Raw genomic sequence first — 19,866 nt, forward strand, 5'->3', positions numbered from 1 at the left:
TACACTCTTAATTAAGGTGATTTTAAAGAGTGTAATATTGGTGCGTATATTTTTGCTGTTAAGTATTGTCGCTACAAGTTTTAATGCATTAGCATCAGAAAACTACAGCGATCATGAAGCGTTTTGCTTGCAACAGCCCAAAACGCACTGTTTAACTTATATTGAAACGCGCCTTAATGAAGTCAAAGATAACCCTGCACAGTGGTACAAAATAAAAACCTACCAATTTGATTACTACTACGACTACCAACAGTTCGAAAACTTAGTCAACGCTATTACTCCTTTTTTAGAGCAAGATAAGCTGCCCGATGTATTTAAGCTACAAATGTATTTTTATTACGCGAAAGCACTTAACTATATTGGCAAAAAAGCAGAAGCTAAAACGTATGCCGCTAAAGCGTTTACCCAGTTAGACGGGATATATAATGCTTTTGGTGACCCTTTAAGATTAGTGGAGTTGGCTAACCTACACTATGTGTTTGGTAGTAAAAAAGCAGCGATGCGATTACTAAGAGATGCCGAGCAGCGCTTTGCAAAAAATAACGATCCTATTTTTCATTTAGAGCTGCACATTAACAAAGCGCATATTTACTTAAAGTGGCAGCAATACGAGCACGCAGTAAAAAGTAATTTAATGGCCTATAACGCCATAAAAAACACCAACCACGCTGCTAAAATAGTGCTTGCTAGCGGTAACTTAGCGTACAGTTATCAGCAAAATAAAGAGTATTTAGAAGCTATAAATTATTATAAAACCGCATTCAAATTTACTGAGCCCTCAAGCATTTACCATGCTATTTATAGCTTACGTTTAGCGCAGGTATATTTACAAATAGGTAAAAAGGTACAAGCGAAAGAATGGCTTAGTCGCATTGATAGAAACGCCACCGAGTTTGGTAAAGGCCATGCTGCATTGTATAGCAAGCTGCAGCACGCCCTTAGCAATAATTAATTTGCAATCGCTGCTTTATATGGGGTGTTAACGCCTGCGTAACGCGGGCCAAATATTTCTAAACCTTTAGGGCCTGTAAATTCCTTTGGCGCTGGTAAAATTACAACGGCTACTTTCATGCCTACCTCGTAATTAGGATTAGTAATGGGTGTGCCTGTTTGGCTGTTAATACAGCATATTAAATCAGGAATGGTTACGTGTACTTCGTCATTTAAAAACGCGGCCATGTTTTCGTTTTTAACCGTTATTTTGTAACTGTTATTTACAAACTCGCTTAACCCTTTAAGTGTTACTTCGCCCAAGGTAAAGCCTTCTACGGTGTTAAATTCAAATGTGCTTACCTCGCCTTCAAAGGCAATAAAGCCGCCGCCGTGCTTGGCAATTATGTGTGCGGTGTTAGCGTGCTGTGCGTTGGCGTCACGCATTGCTTTACCGAGTTTAAGGGCTTTACTAATAGTGCCGTGAATAACAGCGTTTTTCATTTGCTCAATAGGTAAAATATGATCAATGGCTGCTATGTCGTTACGGCTAATTTTAGCCAGTGCTCGCACGACTGTTTCGGCGCGTAAGTCGTCCATTACATTTTCACAAATAAAGCACTCACCAAATTCATTCGCGGTAATAATGGGCGCTGCGGGTAAGCTATTTAAATAATAGGTTGAATGGGTGATCTCCGGTACTGCGCGCCCAGCGGGGTCGGCATCAATAATGTAGCCGTCAAACATTGCAGCTAAGTAAAACGATACTGCGGTGTTTGAGCCGCCAAGCTCACAACAAATAGTGCCATAAATAGCATCGTTACCTGTGTATTCAAGGGTGCGCTGGTAAGCAGCTAAAATAGCGTGCTTAGTGCTGCGGGGCAGGTTTGCATACGCGCGTTCTTCTTGTTCACTTAAAGCAGAAATAGCGCCTAACATGTAAGGCGTACAAACAAGCTCACCCGCGGGGACTTCATCGGCACTAATTAGTTTAAAGGTTTTACCCTGTGCGAGTGCTTCGTCAATATAGGCAATGCCTTCACTTAACTCACCGCCGCCGCCAGTGCCTAAAATGGCGCAGCCGTATAAAATATCAATAAGTTGGTCACGATTAAGAATTTGCATGTGTGTATCGCTATTGGTTAACTCATACCCATCCCCAAAATAGATCACTTAATTAAGCGGATTGGTATAAAACAGCAGGCATTAAAAAAATACCTGCTGTAAAGGTGAAAAAATTAAAATTGGTAACTGAGCTCTATACCGTAACTACGAGGCTTATTAGGTTGGCGCACTAAGTCTGTAACCCCATCGGCTAGTAGAAAAATATCTTCAATAGCGCGCTCATCCGTAAGGTTGTCTACGTAAACTTGAACGCTCCACTGCTCTGATTTAAGCCCTACACCGGCATTTAGGTAGGTATAACGCGACGACTCAACATCAGGAATATCAATACTGAATGTTTTAGGGCCTTCGATTAATAGCTCAGCGCGCGAGAACAATGACCACTCACCGTTTAGTGCTAAGTTATGATTTGCCGACAGCCCGTAGTTATACTCAGGCACCCAAAATTGTGGCCTGCCAGCCAGTTCTGGGCGCAGTGCAAAGCGTTTAATTTCTGAATCAACAATACCTGCACTGAGGTTAATACTTAAATTGCTGGTGGCAGCAAAGGCGGCTTCTAGCTCTAAGCCTTTGGTTTGTACTTCGTCAATAGAGAGGTTTTCAAGGGTGAAGGTATCTATATTAAATTGGGTAAATTGCGCATCGTCTTGCTCAATAATAAACGCGGCGCCATTAAGGGTAACTTTGTTATTAAACAAAGCGGTTTTAAAGCCCATTTCGTAGCTGTCAGAAATTTCTTTATCAAAGGTGCGGCTAATACCGTCGGCTGGCTCGTTAAAGCCCCCACTTCTAAAACCACGCGAGTAGCCGGTGTAAAGCAGTAGGTCGTCATTCATTTGGTACGCTAAGGTAACTTTAGGCTGTAATTGGCTAAACGATTTTTTAGCGTAAGTGGCGTCTTTATTAGTTGGGTCGAACGACTCGCGAGTATCGTGATCGTAGCGCATCGCACCGGTAAGCTCTAACTGCTCGTTTATATCGTAGTTAAACTGCCCAGCAAGAGCCCATGCATCGCTGCTGTTGTTATCGATAATTGAAAGGTAGGGCTCGTCGCTGGCAAAATCTGCACGCGTTAAAATTTCGGCATCGGTAAAATCATCGTAAAATAATACCGCAGTATCGCGGTCGCGCTGTTGATAAAACGCCGACACCGACCATCTAAAAGCCTGATCCGACTGGGATATAAAGCGCGACTCTAGCGTTAACGACTCAATATCGTATAACCCTTCAGTACCAAATGGGGCTCTAAAAAAGCCATCTTCGTCAATAAAGGTGGCATCGGCAGAGTAGTCGCCATCGTAAAAGTGCTCGTTTTCTGAATTGCTGTACGCGGTTACAAACTCAAATTTACCTAAATCGTAATGTTGGGTTAGCTTGGCGCTTAGCTCATACACATCACGCTCATCTTGGTTAATAATATTTTGTGAGGTATTAATTGAAAAGTCTTCAATGGTGTCATCGCTCACCCCTTGGTAGTAAGCAAACCCAGCTTCGCTTGAGGTGTATTTACCTTTAAGATTTATTGAGGTGTCTTCGCTTAGCTCAAACTCTAACTGTGAAAAAACCGATTGCTCTTTTAGCGGGTCGGCGTAATCGCCTGTGTAGGTATTTTTAATCAGTCCGTCGGTATCTTTAATGTAACCACCGGCTCTAAAATAAGCGGTATTTTCATCGTTAAGCGAACCCGATACAACCGCATTCAAATTATACGTGTTGCCATTACCTACTGAGCCTTTAATTTTACCTTCAAAGTCTTCAATAGGTTTTTTAGTTGTCACAATAACCGCACCACCAATGGCGCCGCGGCCATACAGTGCGCCTTGTGCACCACGCATAACTTCAATACGTTCAATATCAACTAGGTCTTGGTTTATAAACTCTAAATCTGGGGCGGTAACACCATCAACTACAAACGCTAATGGCGGATCGCCCACCTGCGGTGTAATTAAGCCACGAATAGTAATACGGGCAAGGCCGGGCCTAAAATTATCGAGCTGCGATAAGTTGGGAGTTAAATTAGCAACATCACGAAAGTTAGTAATACGTGATTTTTCGATTCTCTCGGCGCTAAATGCGGTAACAGAGTCGGGCACGTTTTGTATCGACTCAACACGCCCGCGCGATATCACCGAAATTTTCTCTATAGTGTCAGTTACTGTTTGTTGTTGTTCTTGCGCATGCACATAGTTTATGCACGACAGGGTAACCGCCGATGCTAATAGTGTTTTACGAAAGCGTATTTTGTTGTATCTGCTCATGTTCTATGTCCTAATGTGACTATCATGGTGATGTTACTTAGTGATAAACATTGTCGCTTTTTCAGACAAAATAATATTTTGTAAACCCTTAATACAGCACACTCAAATTGCTGAAAATAACGCTTAAGCGCGTAATTTTATGTATTTGTTGACCTTAAATTTACAAAATTCATTATTATTAAATGTGAAACCGGTTATGAAAAAAACGATAAAAATAGACAGGTACAATCAAAAAATACTGGCAATTCTGCACCTAACTGCCGATTTAACAAACGTTGAATTGGCCGAGCAAGTTAACTTGTCGCCCAGTGCATGTTTTCAGCGAGTAAAAGCATTAAAAGAGGCGGGATATTTTAGAACCTTTCATGCTGATATAAATTTAGAGCAAATTTGTGAGCACGTGTTTGCCTATATGGAATTTACCCTAGAGGACAATAACCTAGCAGCGCGGCGTAAGTTTTTAGCTGACATACACAACATTCCCGAAATAATGGATTGCATGCAATTAAGTGGCGATATTGATTATATTTCTTTTTGTTGCTTTGCCGATATTCAAGCGCTTAATGCAATGTGCGACAGGCTAACCGGCAGCTCACAGTATGCAATAAAAAAGCTGACTACACGCATAGTGCTTGAGCGCGCTAAGTTCTTTTTAGGCTACCCGCTGGAAAAACTTAAATGGCGAGACGAAATGAAAGTAGACGATGAAGAGTAGCCCCCTAATTTAGAGTAATAAAAAGGCGCTTTATGCGCCTTTTTATTGTTTAAAGTTATTGCTGAACAACCGGTTTGGGCGCAATGGCTTTTGCAAACAGGGTATAAATAACGGCCGTTAATATAATGGCGTCAATCACGGTAATACCACTCATTGATACGTTAAATAAAGCGCCATTACACACCGCATATGCCGCGCCTACAAACCATGCGCTAAATGCGGGAAGTGAAAAGTTAGCGTTATTTGCCAAAGCCGCTGCGTTATAAGCATGGGGTTTAATAAACAGTGCATCAACAATAATTACGCCCGCTACCGGTACAAAAATATCAGACAAAAACGCTAAAAAGCTTATAAACATATCTAAAATATTTATAAAGGCGGCGCCAATTCCCACCAAACCTAATAACACAATAACCCACTTTTTATGCCAATGCGGGAAGGTAGCCTCCACGCTAAGTGCGGTACTGTAAAGGTTTAACGAATTTAAAATCCAGCTGCCTGCTATCACAATAAAAAACGCTGAAAACCCTAAATTAAGCGCAAGCATTAAGCTTAATATTTCGGTTTCTTGCATGGCGGCTGCGGCAAATACAGCCACAAAAATAACCAAAAGCTCAATAACCATATACGCAATAAATGAGGTGTACACGCCGCCACGTTTTTGTTTAGAAAAACGGGTTATGTCGGGCAATATTATTGCGCCAATAATAACGCCGCCAACAATGGCTGCGACACCATCTTCAAGAGAAAGCGATGCTGATTTTTCTAAATTAATAAAATCAACCAGTGGCATACTATCGAGCGCGCCAAAAAGCATCATAGCGGTGACCGCAGCCAAAATAGGGATCATGATAGAGGCCAGCACATTAATGGCTTTAAACCCATACAGTGTGGTTATGAGCATGGCGCAACCTGCGATTATATCGATGGGCCATTCGGGCATAGTAATATTAATTTCTGCACTGAGTAAGCGCACCACGGCATTAGAAAACAAATCAATATTTACGCCAAACCAGCCAATTAATGATAAAGCAAAGGCAATATTAACAATGCCCGCGCCAGCATTACCAAACGCTATTTTTACCAATAAATAAGAGCTTAAGCGGCTTTTTACACCTATGGTGCCCATAGCACCACCAATAAGGGTTAATATAAGTGAGCCAATAACTAACGCCCACAGTGTATTACTTACACTTGAACTTTGATGTATTTCTAGGCCGGTGATAAAAGTGGGCAGCGAAAAGCTGAGCATAGCGGCTATGGCTGCAATACGCGGCCAGGCAACAAGTTCGTTGCAATTAATAGTGTGGGGGTCGTTCCCGTTTGGCATTGCCTGTTTCTCTTTTTTATTATCTTTTATATTACTATACGCCGCTGGCGTGCAAAATTTTTTATTATTAGGTGTTTATTCAAAATATGAGGTTTAAAAAGTAGGGGGCGCACAAAATTATATTTTGTGGTGATTATTTTTAGGGTGTTAAAGGCGTAACTATTTAGGCAAAAAAAACCGCCAAAAAGGCGGTTTAAAGGTCTACACAACATAATTAAATGTTTTACCTTATTGGGTTATTTTAATAACGCCAACACGTCAAAGCAGGCACCCATAGTATGGTAATCCGTTTTACCAATTGGGCTTTTCATGGTATCTATTTTTTTGTTATCTACGGTTAAAATTCTAAACCACGCACCGTATTGATGATCAACTAAGTGCTGCCACGAGTACTGCCAAATTTTGTCATACCACTGCTGGAATTTTTCATCCCCTGTGGTTTCATAAAGGTAGGCTGCACAGCACAGTGTTTCGGCTTGCACCCAAAAGTACTTGTCGTCATCACATATGCTTTTATCTGGCGCAAAGCCGTAACAAATACCGCCATGTTGTTTATCCCACGCAACGTCTATTGAATTATCAAATAACGCTTTAGCGCGCTCTACAAGCCAAGTTTGTGGCTTATGCTTATTTAAAAACATTAATAGTTTTGACCACTCAGTTTGGTGACCTGGCTGAAAACCCCACGGGCGAAACAAATTTTTAGGATCGTCTTTGTTATACTCTAAATCAACCTGCCAATTTATATCGTAGTGCTCCCAAATAAGCCCTCCCATTAAATTAGCTTGGCGATTAACCATGTTATCAGCCAGTGTGAGCGCGCGATTTAAAAATAGCTCATCTTGAGTGGCTTCATAAGCGGCAATAAGTGCTTCGCACGTATGCATATTGGCGTTTTGCCCGCGATACGGATCGCACTTAGTAAAGTCATTGTTGTGCTGATCTTTATATAAACCCGCTTTTGCATCCCAAAAATGCGTTTCCATTGTTTGAAATGTATCGTTTAGGTATTCGCGTGCCTCTGTAACACCTACACGGTATGCCCAACTGTAGGCTAAAATCACGAACGCAAAGCCATAGCAGTGGTTGGTATCATCAAGTACAGTGGCGTTACCTTGCTCAACACTCAATAACCAATTGTAACCGCCTGTTTGCTCAACAAAGTGGTGCTTACGAATAAACTCAATACCCGATTTAACACGGTTTAGGTACTTTTCGTCATTAAAGGTTTGGTACGCACGTGCATAGTTAAATACAAACCGAGTAGAGCTTACTAGGTGGCGAGTTTGCTTATCAAATACCTCACCATTATCCGAAAAGTTTTGGTAAAAACCGCCGTGTTCGTCGTCTATGTTTGGCTCGTAAAACGCCAGCGTATCGGCAATATGTTGTGTTAAAAATTCGCGGCTTTTAAAGTTATCAGGTGTGTGGCTCATAGTGCGCTCCTAAAATCGTTAAGCGATTTTTCGTTAGGAAGAGACGTAAATGCCCCTTTGTAAGATGCTGCATGAGCACCACATAACGAAGCAAATTCAAAAATAGTTGTTAGTGTTTCGGGGTTGTCGCAAAGCTTACTAAAAGAGCTAGGTGTGAGGTTTTGTAAGCCTAGTTGATACAACAATCCACCTACAAACGCATCTCCTGCGGCGGTAGCATCAACCATAGTAACCTTTTTAGGGTGAAGCGTTTGCTTGGCATTTTTGGTATACCAATGCATGGGGTTGCCTGCATCGGTAACCACAAATAACTCACAGCCATTATTGAGAGTGTCGGCTATAAATTCTTCACCCGTTTGCTCACCCGCTAAGTATTCAAGCTCTTCTTTAGAGGCTTTAATAATAGAGCAGTGTTTTACCAGGGGTAAAATGTGTTCACGCGGGTTAGCATTACTAGGCCATAAGTTGAGGCGTAAGTTAATATCAAAACTGACAATTGAGTTATTTTGCTTGGCAAATTCAACGCCATATGCGGTGGTTTTACGTATGCGCTCGTCGGTTAAGGTGTTTGAGCAAATATGAAAAATATCGCATTGCTCAAACCATTCACTGCTAAAGTCACTATTAGTAAAGTGCAGATCGGCGGTGTTATCACGGTAAAACTCAAACGTACGGTCGCCGTCCTTATCAAGTGATACAAACGCAAGGGCGGTTTTTGCTTGGTCGGTAAAGCGCATAAAGTCGGTTTTTACGCCTTGCTCTTTTAAGGCGTTATGTAAAAAATCACCAAAGCTGTCGGTGCTTAGCATGCCAGCAAAGTAGGCGTTACCACCTAGCTTTGCAATAGCTACGCTTACGTTTGCAGGCGCACCGCCTGCAAACTTAGTAAACGCTTCGTGCTCGCTGTTGTTTTGGCTTAATTTATCAGAGAGTAAATCAACCAATACTTCACCAAAACATATTGTGTGTTTCATAATGCTGCCTTAGTTATTAATCAAGTAGCCAATGCAGCGCAATAGCGGCTGTCCATGAGAAATCTTTACCGCCACAGCCGGCGCCTGTTTCTGGGTTAAAATATTCGTAGTAACCCGATTTAAGCACTAAATCGCGCGTGTCGTCCTGAATTTTATCAGCAGTGGTTACAAACCCTGCTTCTTTAAGGCCGATGGCTATCATCCAGTTAATGTGTAACCAAATAGGGCCGCGCCAGTAACGTTGTGGCTCGTATTTTTCTTCTTTAGGGTGGGTAGATGCCACACTAAATTGACTCGACTCAATAAAATCTTCTGTCGCGGTATTAATAATACGCGTTTGCTCGTCAGTTGTTAAACCAGCATAAACGGTTAGTAGTGCCGCTGATGTTTTAACTTTAGCTAGGCTGTTGGTTAACACGTTTTTACAGTAAAAGTATTCGCTTTGCTCACACCATAACGTGTTAATTGCTGTTTGAGTTAGTTCTAGACGCTGTGCTAAATAATCGGTACGTGCATCGTTTAAACCGAGTTGTTCACCCATTTTGAGTAAATCTTTTGTCGCACGGTGCAAAATAGCAATAATACCTAGGTCGTTCATTTTGTACGGGCAGGTTTCGTAAATTACTTTGCTATCAAAATTGTTACGTTTAAAAAAGTCTACTAGGTATAAGAAGCGGTCGTACTCGCTTTTATGCGGGCGCTGCGACGAATCAACATGGCTGGTGTCGCGGCGGGTGTATTCCCAATCAACACCAGGTACAGCTTCAAGGGCATCATCCCACGATGGGCTGTTATCCATACCCGATTCCCACGGATGATAAGTGACCACTAAGCCTGTGTTTTCAGGATCGCGGTCGTTGTACCACCATAAATGGTAATCAACAACTTGAGAAAATAATGCTTTAACTTTTTGCTCTGCAAGGGTTTTATCTTGTGCGCTGGCAAGCATTTCTTTCATTACTGTTGCCACAACGGGTGGCTGCGAAATAGACGTACTTTTAATTTTTTTATCAGAGCCCCACACATCTGGACCAGGGAAGTAGGTAGTTGAATCCTTATGAAATAAGATATGTGGCACCATGCCATCATCCCACTGGCCTGAAAATAACACATCAATTTCTTGCCACGCACGGCTCTCGTCAGACTTCATCCACCCTAGGGCTGTAATCGCTGAATCCCAGTTCCACTGAAACGGGTAAAGGCCATGCGTAGGGACGGTATAGCCACCTAAATCGTTTGCTATAAGTGTTTTAGTAGCAAGTTCTGTAAGCGATGCCGCTGTGGCTGCATCAAGTTTACCGTTGATTGTAGTAGTCATATTGGGTGCTCTTTGTGTGTTATTTTCGATTTGGATAATATTAAAGCACTCATTATGGGTTGTAAATGTTTTTTTTCTGTGCTTAAATCCTGTTCGAAGTAACAAAAAACTAACATGTATACTTGATTATTTCGCACTTACTTAGCCACACTCTGAGTAATTACACAGACAACTAGCACAATTGGAGAATACCCGTGAATAAAACTACGATCGCCTCTATTGTATCTTTATGCCTCACACAAGGCGCGTTTGCCGCAGAAGAGACTGCGCCAGATACAGCAAAAAAAGAAAATAACGTTGAACGTATTATCGTCTCTGGTACCAGCAAAGGACGCGTTATTTCAGATACCCCACAGTCAGTAACCTCTATTAGCGAAGATGAGTTAATAAAGCTTTCATCAAGTAGCCAAGCAGATGTATTACGTTATATCCCTGGTATTAAAGTAGAAGGGGGCGGTGGTGAGGTTGGAACAAACCTACAAGTAAGAGGCTTACCTTCATCGGGTCAGTTTCAGTTTACGCCACTGTCGTACGACGGTTCACCTAGTTTGAGTGTTTTTGGCTTAAACTCATCGGCGTTTGATGTGTACTACCGAAACGACTTAGGTATTGAGCGTGTAGAGTTTGTGCGTGGCGGTGTGTCTAACTTATTTGGTCAAGGTTCTGTAGCGGGTATTATTAACTATATTTCTAAAACGGGCAGCGATGATCCGCAAAGTACTGTGCAAATGGAGCTTTCTGATCAGGGCCGTACCCGTTTAGATTTTGCTACAAGCGGGCCGCTAAACGAAGATGGCCTTTATTATGCGCTGTCAGGCTTTTACCGTTACGATGAAGGCCCGTTAGATACAGGGCTTGAGACTAAAGGCACTCAGCTGCGCGGTAATATTCGTAAAGAATTTGATGACGGCTCTGGCTCATTTACTGTGTATGGCCAATACATTGATGACCAAGCACAGTTTTACCTGCCTATTCCGCTTGATGGCGACAGCCGCGAACGCTTAACTGGTAACGATGGACGCGAAGTGGAGTCATTACAAACTGCTAATGTGTCTAACCTCTCTTACGATACTGCCAATGGTCGTTATGAATCGCCAATTAGTGATGGTGTGGTAACTAAAGGTGGCTCTATTTCAGTGGTGTTTGAAAAAGAGCTCGCTAACGATTTTGCTATTAACATGCGCAGTAAATACGCAAAGTACCAACACGAATTTAATCTATTTTTAGATGGCGACGGTATTATTAATGTACCTGAGAGCCAAGAAGAGTTTTTAGCTAACCGTGGCTTAGGTGATGTAAGCGATGCAGCGTTTACTTACACTGCATCGGGGCAGGCACTGGCAAGCGATGACTTATTATTTGCTAACCGTATTTTAGATAGAGACCGCCCAGCAGAGGATTTCTCTGCCGAATTTAATATTGTTAAAAGTATTTTTGTTGGCGATTTTAGCCACGATATTACCGTAGGTACGTTTTTCTCTCACAGTGAAGCCGATGACGATAACGTTATTACGACCTACTTGGGGGAATTTAACAATAACCCAGAACTGGTTGATTTAACGTACACCAATGCCGATGGTGATGTTGTTCAGTACACTCAAAATGGTATTAGTGGCCCAGGTATTTCTTACACCAACCAAACAATTAGCGCTACCCGCCGTGCGCTTTATGTAGCGGACCAAATGGAAAGCGATGATTGGATTATCGACTTTGGTGTTCGTTATGAAGAAATTGACGGCAAAATTAGCCGTGAAGGCAGCCAAGTTGTACAAATTTCTGATGATCCATCACTTGCGCCTAATTTACAGGTAAACACCACAGGCAGTGGTGTAATGACTTACGGCGAAGTAGACACCTCTGAATTTGCCGTATCGGGTGCAGCGTTATACCGCTTAACCGATAACTTAAACGTATACGCGAATGCATCTCGCGGGTTTTTCTTCCCAGAAATTAGAGGGATTCAGTTTAATGATTTAGGTGAGCCTGCCAGCTACGAAGCCGAAATTGTTGAACAAGGCGAGCTTGGTATTAAGTTTTTTGATAACGACTTTAGCGGTAGCATCGCGTTATTTAGAACCGACTTAAAAGACAGACGCAGCGTAGACTTTGTTAACGATGGCAACGGTGGGGTATTAGAGCTGCCTGTTATGCAATCAACCAAAGCAACGGGTGTGGAGCTTACGGGTCGCTACGATATTACCGACGAGTGGGCGGTTGATGCCAACATGACCTACACTGACCACGAATTTACTGAGTTTGACTCAGACCCTTCTATTATTGGTAACGAGTTACGTCGTAAACCAAAAGTATTATTTAACTCTTCTATAAGCTACACCACAGATAATTGGGATGCTGCTTTGTATCATAACTTTACAGGTAAAAACTTTGCTAACGATGCAAACTCTGTAGAGCTTGATTCATTCCACTTGTTTAGATTTGATGCGGGTTATAACTGGCAAATCGCCCCAGAGCAAACCGTACGTTTAAGCGTAGGGGTATTTAATTTGTTTGACTCTGATGGTGTTACCGAAGGCTCGCCGCGTTTAGGTAATAGCCAAACGTCAGACAATCCTTACTTTGTAGGCCGTCCAATTCTCCCACGACGCGTTACATTTAGAGTCAAATACGACTTTTAAATAAATGCTTTACGCCTATTAACCTGTTTTGGGGTTAATAGGCTTTTTGCATTGTGATGCATTTTTCAGCTAAGTTAGCGATAGGCTTGTTTTTAGGGACTGTTTTAGAAGTAAGCATATAGCTGTTTAGTTTTTTATTTTTGAGAAGGCGCTGTGTTTTCTTAATGTGAATACGCGAAATAATTATGAATATATTAGATTTTTCAATAGTTGCTCTTTACCTTGGTGCCTTATTGGTAATGGGGTTTATGCTACGCGAACAAACCAATAAAAGTGATTACTTTTTAGGAGGCAAAAGCTTAGGGTGGAAACCTTTAGCTTTGTCGGTAATGGCCACTCAGCTTTCGGCTATTAGCTTTATTTCGGCTCCTGCATTTGTTGGTTTGCGTGAAGGCGGTGGTATGCAATGGCTCTCGTATGAGTTAGGTGTGCCGCTGGCGATGATTTTAATTTTAGCGACTATTTTACCTAAGCTTTATAAAAGCGGCATTGTAAGTATTTATGATTACTTAGAAATGCGTTTTGGTCGTTCTACCCGTGTGCTTATTAGTGTGGTGTTTCAGTTTAGCCGCGCATTTGCCACCGGCATTATGATTTATGCGGTATCGCTTATTCTCCAAGGCACCATGGGCATAGAAGCATGGCAAGCCATTGTGCTTACCGGCGTGATCACGGTGTTATATTCACTGCAAGGCGGTATGAAAGCCGTGGTGTATGGTGATGCAATTCAAATGATCATCATTGTACTAGGTACTATTGCTTGTATTGGCTTTGGACTTTATCACTTAGGTGGGGTTGATACCTTTATTGCTAATGTTGATTCGAGCCGATTAGAAGCCATAAAATTTGATTCGTTTGGATTTAGTGGCGATGGCTTTGGTTTTTTACCTATGATTTTTGGTGGTGTGGTGCTTTACGCCTCTTACTATGGATGTGACCAAACACAAGCGCAACGTGCACTTAGTGCAAAAGATCCTAAAAACTTACGCTACATGATTTTAGCCAACGGCGTAGTGCGTTTTCCTATTACTATTTTATATTGTGTGTCGGGCTTAATTGTAGGCACACTGGCTATGAGTAACCCTGAGTTTTTAGCCAAAATTCCAGCCGATAACCCAGATTGGATGATGCCAATCTTTATTTTAGATTACTTACCACATGGCTTAATTGGTTTATTAGTGGTGGCTATTTTATCTGCGGCTATGTCATCACTTAGCTCTGCTATTAACTCGCTTTCGGCGGTAAGTATTGAAGACTACAGCCGTATTTCAAATAAAGAGCTAGACCAACCAACCTACTTAAAATTGGCTAAATACTTAGGGCTTATTTGGGGTGCAATTACGTTAATTTTATCGCTTTATGCTGGGGATATAGCACCTACTATTATTGAAGCCATTAACAAAGTAGGCTCGTTATTTTATGGCCCAATACTGGCGGTATTTTTAATTGCCGTAGTTAGTAAGCGCAGTGCTGCGCTGCATGCAAACATAGGCTTAATTAGTGGTGTGTTAATTAACTTGTTGGTGTCGGTATTTGCGCCAGACGTATTTTGGTTTTGGTGGAACTTTATTGGCTTTGTGGCCACTGCCGTGATTACCCTTACGACAAGCATTGCGATTCCACGCGAAGTAAACGAGGTTGCTAAAGCGCAAAACGCTGAGACTATCTCAAACTCAATTTTAACCGGTAAAGATATCGTTATACTGCTTAGCATGTTTGTTGTGATGGTATTAATTTGCCTTGCTATTCCATCAATTTTTTCGTGAGCGTTAACCCATGGATTCTAAAAAGTCATTTTTAATCGATTTATTTACCACGGCGGTAAATGCCTGTAAACCCAGTGCGTGTATGAGCAAGTACTTGGAAAATATAGATGCCAGTAATGGCTTATGCGTGGTGGGCGCCGGTAAGGCCGCCGCCGAAATGGCTGCAGAGGTTAACCGTTTTTATGGTGATAAATGCTTTGGTGCGGTAGTGACACGTTACGGTTACGAAAGTGCCGGCGATACTGGGCGCATTAAAGTGCTTAGTGCTAATCACCCAACGCCAGATGATAACAGCTTAGCAGCAGGTAAAGAGTTATTGGCGCTTGTAAAAAATAATCCGGTCGATATTCCTATTTTGTTTATTATATCGGGTGGCGGCTCGTCGCTTATGTGTTTGCCGGTAGATGATGTGCCGTTTGAGCAAAAGCAGGCGCTTAATCAGTTTTTACTTAAAAGTGGTGCAAGCGTTGATGAAATTAACGTTGTGCGCAAACAGCTCTCGCTTGTTAAAGGCGGTAAGTTAGCACAAGCGGCTAAGTCGGATTATGTCACGCTGATTATTTCGGATGTAGTAGGGGATAAGCCAAGTGATATTGCATCAGGCCCCACAATTAGCGATAACAGCACTAAAGCCGATGCGCTGGCTATTTTACAAAAGTACAACTGGCCGGTTATTAACGAAATTGAAGCGCATTTATTAAAGCCTGAGCAACCACGCGCGGCTGATACCCAAGGCAAACACTTTATTGTGGCTAATGCCCAGCTCGCGATTGACAGTGCTATTGATGTAGCGCAGCACCAAGGCTGGGATACGCAAGTACTTGGGTACGACATTCAAGGTGAGGCAAAAGAGGTTGCCCGCGCACATGCTAAAATTGCCCTTGAGCAAAAAGCGCAAGGTAAGCGCGTTATGTTGTTCTCTGGTGGTGAGCTTACAGTAACAGTAGCCGATGTTTATGGTGATGGCGGCCCTAATCAAGAGTACTTAATGGCATTGGCAGAGGCGCTTAACGCCGAGGCGGGCATTTATGCCATAGCCTGTGATACCGATGGTGTAGATGGCAGTAAAGACGTTGCCGGTGCGTATATAGATAGCAGCACGATTGCGCGCGCACTTGATGCTGGCGAAAACTTACACGCTCAGTTAGAAGGCCATAATAGCCATCAGTTTTTTAAAGCCATTGATGATTTAATTATTACTGGACCAACCAATACTAACGTTAACGATTTTAGAGTGATAGTGATTGAGTAGGCGCGCTCGCCTACTTGTTCTTTAAAGTGGTTTAACGTAACCTTGTGCTCCAATTTTATTAGGGTTAATAGCTATGTTTTCGCTAAATAACAGTAACTTATTACGCTCAGGATTTGAGCTTGGAAAAGGCGACAAACTTTTTCAAGACATTGAACGTGATATTATTAAAGTGGTGTTTTGGGAGCAATGCGTAACACAAAGCCATATTGTGAGCGCCACCCGAATTCCGCAGCAAACTGTCTCGCGTTTACTTAAATCGTTAACTCAGCATGGCGTAATAATGCAAACCGATACGCTTATCCCTAATAAAAAGGGTAAGCCTGGGTTTGGTATTGCGCTTAACCCCGAATACGGCTTTACCTTTGGCTTAGCTATTTTGCTTGATGCTATTTCTGTAGCGGTCATGGATTTTACCGGCAAAGTTATTTACACCCATATGCAGCTTATGTCAGACATGAGTATTAATAACGTACTTAAAAGTGCGCAAAAGCTGGTGGACGATATAAGCGCAAAGCATAACATTGCGAGCGAAAAAGTGCTGGGAATGGGCGTGGGTATATCGGGCTTTTTTAGTTCTATGGACGGGAAAATGAATACCCACCATATGCTAGAGGAGTGGTCGCAGGTTGATATTATCGATATTGTCTCTAAGCATTTTCAACTCCCTACGTGGGTGGTGAATGACGCCACAGGCGCCGCCGCTGGCGAAGGAGTTGCAGGTATAGGCCGCGAGTATAAAAACTTTGTTTATATGTTTGTCTCGGCGGCATTTGGAGGCGGAATCGTAAATAACGGCGATGTATTGCGTGGTACTTACGGTAATGCTGGCGAGCTTGGCGATATGTTACCGCCAAAGTTATACGCTCATCCCAATTTAGAGTTACTAAAGCGCATTTTGAAAAAAAATGGTGTAGCAGTTGATTCAATTTATGACCTTCACGATAACTTTGACCCCGAATGGCCAGGCGTTGAAGAGTGGCTATTTAAAGTTCAAGATTCGTTTGATTTAGTAGCAACCTGTTGCTCGGCGCTATTAGATGCAGAAGCGATTATTATTGGCGGCCATATACCTAAAGAGCTGGCCGAAAAAGTAATAGCGCGTACTGAGGTTTACGCACAATTTAGACGCGGTGCTAAACGCCCAATGCCCAAGCTGGTGGTCTCAAACATTAATAATTTTCCGGTCTCCATTGGTGCAGCCACTTTGCCATTTAGAGAGCTGTGTTTGTAGCTTAATAATAGAAATTTTAAAACAAAAAGCCGATATTGATTTATACAATATCGGCTTTTTAGTATTTAAACCAAATTCTTAACTAAGTGTTATTGCGAATGGGTTTTACTCTTCAACGAACGGTTCACCTTCTGTCATCCACTTAGCGGCTGGCTTGCCTTTTAAGTAATGGTCAAAGTACTGCATCATACGCACTGAAAAATCGACCTGATTAGGAAACTTTTTCAAATGATGTGGTTCACCTTCGTATTGTAAAAAGGTGGCGTCTTTACCCGCACGGCGCAGGGCTAAGTAATATTGCACGCCTTCGTGCCAAGGCACTGCGTCGTCTTTATCCCCAAACATAATTAAAATAGGGGTATTTACTTTATCGGCAAAAAACACTGGTGAGTTTTCGATGTATAGCTCGGGTGCTTCAAATAAATTTTTACCTATGCGGCTTTGCCCTGTTTCGTACTGAAATTGACGCGCAAGACCCGACTTTAAACGTATGCCGCTGTATGCACTGGTCATGTTTGATACCGGCGCGCCCGATACAACCGCTTTAAACATATCTGTTTGGGTGATCATAAACGCACTTTGATAACCTGCCCATGAATGCCCTTGTAGGCCTATTTTATCTGGGTCGGCTATACCTAAATCTATTAATTTTTGGGTAGCGTTTATCATGGTTTGCGTTGACGATTTACCCGGGTGGCCTATTTCAAAGCGAATATCAGGTAAAAAGATTGCATAACCATTTGAGGTAAACATAGGGAAGTTAGGACGATGATTTAGCTCCATTTTAGGAAAGTCATACATGCGCTGGCTCATGTAGCGGTAAAAATACACAACAACGGGCACTTTATCGCCTTTTTTGTAGCCTGCAGGTTTAATTAATACCCCTTGTAGGTCTTCGCCATCAAAGCCTTTGTAGCTAATTAGCTCTGGCTTTTCGCCCCAGGCAAAATCCGCCATTTGTGGATTTAAGTTGGTGACTTTTTTAGGTGCTGTAAAGCTAAAGTCGCTTTGGTAGTAATCAGGAAACTGATGATAAGTTTGCTCGGTAAAGAGGTATTTATCGGCATGTTTTGCCTTTTTAACTACATCAATACGTTTTTTGCCACTCAGTACATTAGTAACCGTTTGTGAGGCTAAATCAAGCTTGGCTACTTCACGTTGCTTTGATTGTAAGTTAACGGCTGATACAAGCAATGTATCGTTTTGGGCAAAGCCTACGTGGTTTTTATCAAGCTTAATAACGCGATATTGCGTATTGCTTGGTTTACCATTAGTTAAACGCTCAGCGCGTTGAGTGTTGACATCAAACGCCCAAATATCGTATTTGCTATAAACCAATACTTGGCTGCTGTTATTTAACCAACCGGCAAACCCATAGCCAGGTTGCGGTGATGGATAGTCGTGTTTGTCATCGGCAAACGTGGCATTAATAGCTTTGCTAAGAGCGGTAACTTTGTTGGTTTTTAAATCTTTAAGTTGTACTTGGCTTTGTGCAAAGTAGGCTGCGTAGCGCCCATTAGGTGCAAGGCTTGGTGTAAACGGTGAGTTTTTAATAATGGGAGTTTGCTCACCGGTATTAATGTTTATGCTGTAGTAGTCGGCAAAAAAGCCACCGTACATAATTTTTTCTAGGTGGGCTTGGTTAGAATAGCCTAATACACTTTGGTTACGGTTTGTATTAAGCGCTAAATCGCTGACTTTTTCATTGCTTAGTTGTACTGCTTTTTGGCTTTTTAAATGAAAAACAGCGCTGTAATGGCGGTTTTTATTAACCTTGTTCCACTGTTGTTCTTCTCGTGGTTTTATTTGGGCATCGTTGTTGTGCCACACGTTTAGCGCTTTATGTTCACGAATCGTGTCAAAGTCGTACAGTGATGCTTCGTCGGTGTACTCTTTTGCTTTTATTTTAGCGGCCAGTTTGGGGTGGTTTTCAAAATATAAGCGCTCGCCATTTTCAGACCAGCTAATCGATGCTGTTTTACCTATAACCCATTCTTTATTAGGGGAGTCGATAGTGCTAAGGGTGTTATTTTGCCAAAGCTTTAGAGAGTATTGCCTGCGACGCTCATCATCGTTTACGTAGTTACCGAGGTTAAATGCGGCTATTTCTTTATCAGGGTGCCAACTAATTGATTGTGCAACCACGCCTGGCTCATCAATTAATACGCTTTGCGCAAAGTTATTATTAAGCTCAAGCAGTACAAGCTGATTGTTGTTGCCATCGCTAAAGCTTTGGCTGGCAAGTAGCTGAGCGCCACTTGGGCTTAGCGCATAACTAAATACATTATTTAAGCTGTGGGTGGTGCTGTTTTTTAAGTTTATTATTACTAGCTCAAAGCTTTTATCTTTTTTATCTGGTGTGATAGCGCTTTTTTCTTCGCTGTTATCTTCAGCAGGTGTGTCTTTTTCTGCTTTTTTATCAACTCGATAAGCAAGCCACTGGCCATTGTTACCTAAAACATAGTCTTTTACGTCAGCAAATTGCTGTTTTTCGCCGGTTTGGGTATTGACTAAAATGAGGTTGTTTTTAAGTGATGACTTTTTCTCGCTGGTCTCTTGCTCAAGCAGGGTGGGTACTTGTGTAAATGCCACCCAATTAGCCGCTTTGTTAATAACGGGCTTGGTGCCGCGCTCCACGGTGCTAATAAGGGTATTTGTTGTTAAGTCATAAACTTGCCCATTTGCATTGCCACGGTAGGGTTTAGCGCTAAAGCTGAGGATTTTACCATCATCTGAAAGTTGGGTGTTTTTTGCGTACTTAAAATCGAATACGTCTTTAAATTCTAAAGGCTTTTGAGCCCAAGCAGCCGGGCTCGCTAAGCTTGCAAGCAGTGCTGAGCTTAAAAAGGTGAGCGTTGTTTTCATTATTGATTCTCGTTTTTCACAGTACTTTTA

Annotated in this window: 13 protein-coding genes; 6 read left to right on the forward strand and 7 right to left on the reverse strand. The window is 42.1% G+C overall.

What is annotated here, in order from left to right; genetic code table 11:
• Positions 1 to 40 precede the first annotated feature (40 nt).
• Complete coding sequence (locus SJY38_RS01060; protein WP_377109125.1) at positions 41 to 952, forward strand: tetratricopeptide repeat protein; 912 nt, start codon at positions 41 to 43, stop codon at positions 950 to 952.
• Here the strand turns inward: SJY38_RS01060 and SJY38_RS01065 are convergent.
• Entirely contained in the window at positions 949 to 2,055 is a 1,107-nt protein-coding gene (locus SJY38_RS01065; protein ID WP_377109126.1) for a DUF917 domain-containing protein, read from the reverse strand. The genes SJY38_RS01060 and SJY38_RS01065 overlap by 4 nt on opposite strands.
• A 113-nt stretch (positions 2,056 to 2,168) precedes the next feature.
• Positions 2,169 to 4,313, reverse strand: a complete 2,145-nt coding sequence (locus tag SJY38_RS01070; protein WP_377109127.1) for a TonB-dependent receptor — start codon at positions 4,311 to 4,313, stop codon at positions 2,169 to 2,171.
• A gap of 196 nt (positions 4,314 to 4,509) precedes the next feature.
• On the opposite strand from SJY38_RS01070, the gene SJY38_RS01075 reads away from it, so the two are divergent.
• Positions 4,510 to 5,028 carry an Lrp/AsnC family transcriptional regulator gene (locus tag SJY38_RS01075; protein WP_024031376.1) on the forward strand — a complete coding sequence of 173 codons (519 nt, stop codon included), beginning with the start codon at positions 4,510 to 4,512 and terminating at the stop codon, positions 5,026 to 5,028.
• 55 nt (positions 5,029 to 5,083) lie between these two features.
• On the opposite strand, the gene SJY38_RS01080 is transcribed toward SJY38_RS01075, so the two are convergent.
• The 4 genes from SJY38_RS01080 to SJY38_RS01095 form a co-directional block, all read right to left on the reverse strand.
• Positions 5,084 to 6,358, reverse strand: a complete 1,275-nt coding sequence (locus SJY38_RS01080) for a purine-cytosine permease family protein (RefSeq protein WP_377109129.1) — start codon at positions 6,356 to 6,358, stop codon at positions 5,084 to 5,086.
• Between the two features lie 236 nt (positions 6,359 to 6,594).
• Positions 6,595 to 7,794 (reverse strand): AGE family epimerase/isomerase, encoded by a 1,200-nt coding sequence (locus SJY38_RS01085; RefSeq protein ID WP_377109131.1) that lies wholly within the window; start codon positions 7,792 to 7,794, stop codon positions 6,595 to 6,597.
• Positions 7,791 to 8,768, reverse strand: coding sequence for a carbohydrate kinase (locus tag SJY38_RS01090; protein ID WP_377109132.1), 978 nt, complete (start codon positions 8,766 to 8,768; stop codon positions 7,791 to 7,793). The genes SJY38_RS01085 and SJY38_RS01090 overlap by 4 nt, the downstream gene beginning before the upstream one ends.
• A gap of 16 nt (positions 8,769 to 8,784) precedes the next feature.
• Entirely contained in the window at positions 8,785 to 10,086 is a 1,302-nt protein-coding gene (locus SJY38_RS01095) for a trehalase family glycosidase (RefSeq protein ID WP_096740191.1), read from the reverse strand.
• A 194-nt stretch (positions 10,087 to 10,280) separates the two neighbouring features.
• On the opposite strand from SJY38_RS01095, the gene SJY38_RS01100 reads away from it, so the two are divergent.
• The 4 genes from SJY38_RS01100 (at position 10,281) to SJY38_RS01115 (ending at position 16,971) form a co-directional block, all read left to right on the forward strand.
• Positions 10,281 to 12,722: a TonB-dependent receptor gene (locus SJY38_RS01100; protein WP_377109133.1), complete on the forward strand. Its 2,442-nt coding sequence runs from the start codon at positions 10,281 to 10,283 to the stop codon at positions 12,720 to 12,722.
• A gap of 185 nt (positions 12,723 to 12,907) precedes the next feature.
• The gene (locus SJY38_RS01105) at positions 12,908 to 14,488 is read left to right on the forward strand and encodes a sodium:solute symporter (RefSeq protein WP_377109135.1); all 1,581 of its coding nucleotides are present in this window, start codon (positions 12,908 to 12,910) and stop codon (positions 14,486 to 14,488) included.
• 10 nt (positions 14,489 to 14,498) lie between these two features.
• Entirely contained in the window at positions 14,499 to 15,740 is a 1,242-nt protein-coding gene (locus SJY38_RS01110; protein WP_377109137.1) for a glycerate kinase, read from the forward strand.
• Positions 15,741 to 15,813: 73 nt separating this feature from the next.
• Positions 15,814 to 16,971: an ROK family transcriptional regulator gene (locus tag SJY38_RS01115; protein ID WP_377109138.1), complete on the forward strand. Its 1,158-nt coding sequence runs from the start codon at positions 15,814 to 15,816 to the stop codon at positions 16,969 to 16,971.
• Between the two features lie 105 nt (positions 16,972 to 17,076).
• Here SJY38_RS01115 and SJY38_RS01120 read toward each other — a convergent pair whose 3' ends face one another.
• On the reverse strand, positions 17,077 to 19,836 hold the full coding sequence (locus tag SJY38_RS01120) for a prolyl oligopeptidase family serine peptidase (protein WP_377109140.1): 2,760 nt from the start codon (positions 19,834 to 19,836) through the stop codon (positions 17,077 to 17,079).
• Positions 19,837 to 19,866: the final 30 nt, after the last annotated feature.

Origin of the sequence: Pseudoalteromonas sp. R86517, from assembly GCF_042466295.1 — a bacterium.
GTDB lineage: Bacteria > Pseudomonadota > Gammaproteobacteria > Enterobacterales > Alteromonadaceae > Pseudoalteromonas > Pseudoalteromonas atlantica.

Coding starts and splice junctions, on each gene's coding strand:
- SJY38_RS01090 (WP_377109132.1), bottom strand. CDS start 8,768: ATGAAACACACAATATGTTTTGGTGAAGTATTGGTTGATTTACTCTCT.
- SJY38_RS01120 (WP_377109140.1), bottom strand. CDS start 19,836: ATGAAAACAACGCTCACCTTTTTAAGCTCAGCACTGCTTGCAAGCTTA.
- SJY38_RS01065 (WP_377109126.1), bottom strand. CDS start 2,055: ATGCAAATTCTTAATCGTGACCAACTTATTGATATTTTATACGGCTGC.
- SJY38_RS01110 (WP_377109137.1), top strand. CDS start 14,499: ATGGATTCTAAAAAGTCATTTTTAATCGATTTATTTACCACGGCGGTA.
- SJY38_RS01070 (WP_377109127.1), bottom strand. CDS start 4,313: ATGAGCAGATACAACAAAATACGCTTTCGTAAAACACTATTAGCATCG.
- SJY38_RS01095 (WP_096740191.1), bottom strand. CDS start 10,086: ATGACTACTACAATCAACGGTAAACTTGATGCAGCCACAGCGGCATCG.
- SJY38_RS01075 (WP_024031376.1), top strand. CDS start 4,510: ATGAAAAAAACGATAAAAATAGACAGGTACAATCAAAAAATACTGGCA.
- SJY38_RS01115 (WP_377109138.1), top strand. CDS start 15,814: ATGTTTTCGCTAAATAACAGTAACTTATTACGCTCAGGATTTGAGCTT.
- SJY38_RS01105 (WP_377109135.1), top strand. CDS start 12,908: ATGAATATATTAGATTTTTCAATAGTTGCTCTTTACCTTGGTGCCTTA.
- SJY38_RS01085 (WP_377109131.1), bottom strand. CDS start 7,794: ATGAGCCACACACCTGATAACTTTAAAAGCCGCGAATTTTTAACACAA.
- SJY38_RS01080 (WP_377109129.1), bottom strand. CDS start 6,358: ATGCCAAACGGGAACGACCCCCACACTATTAATTGCAACGAACTTGTT.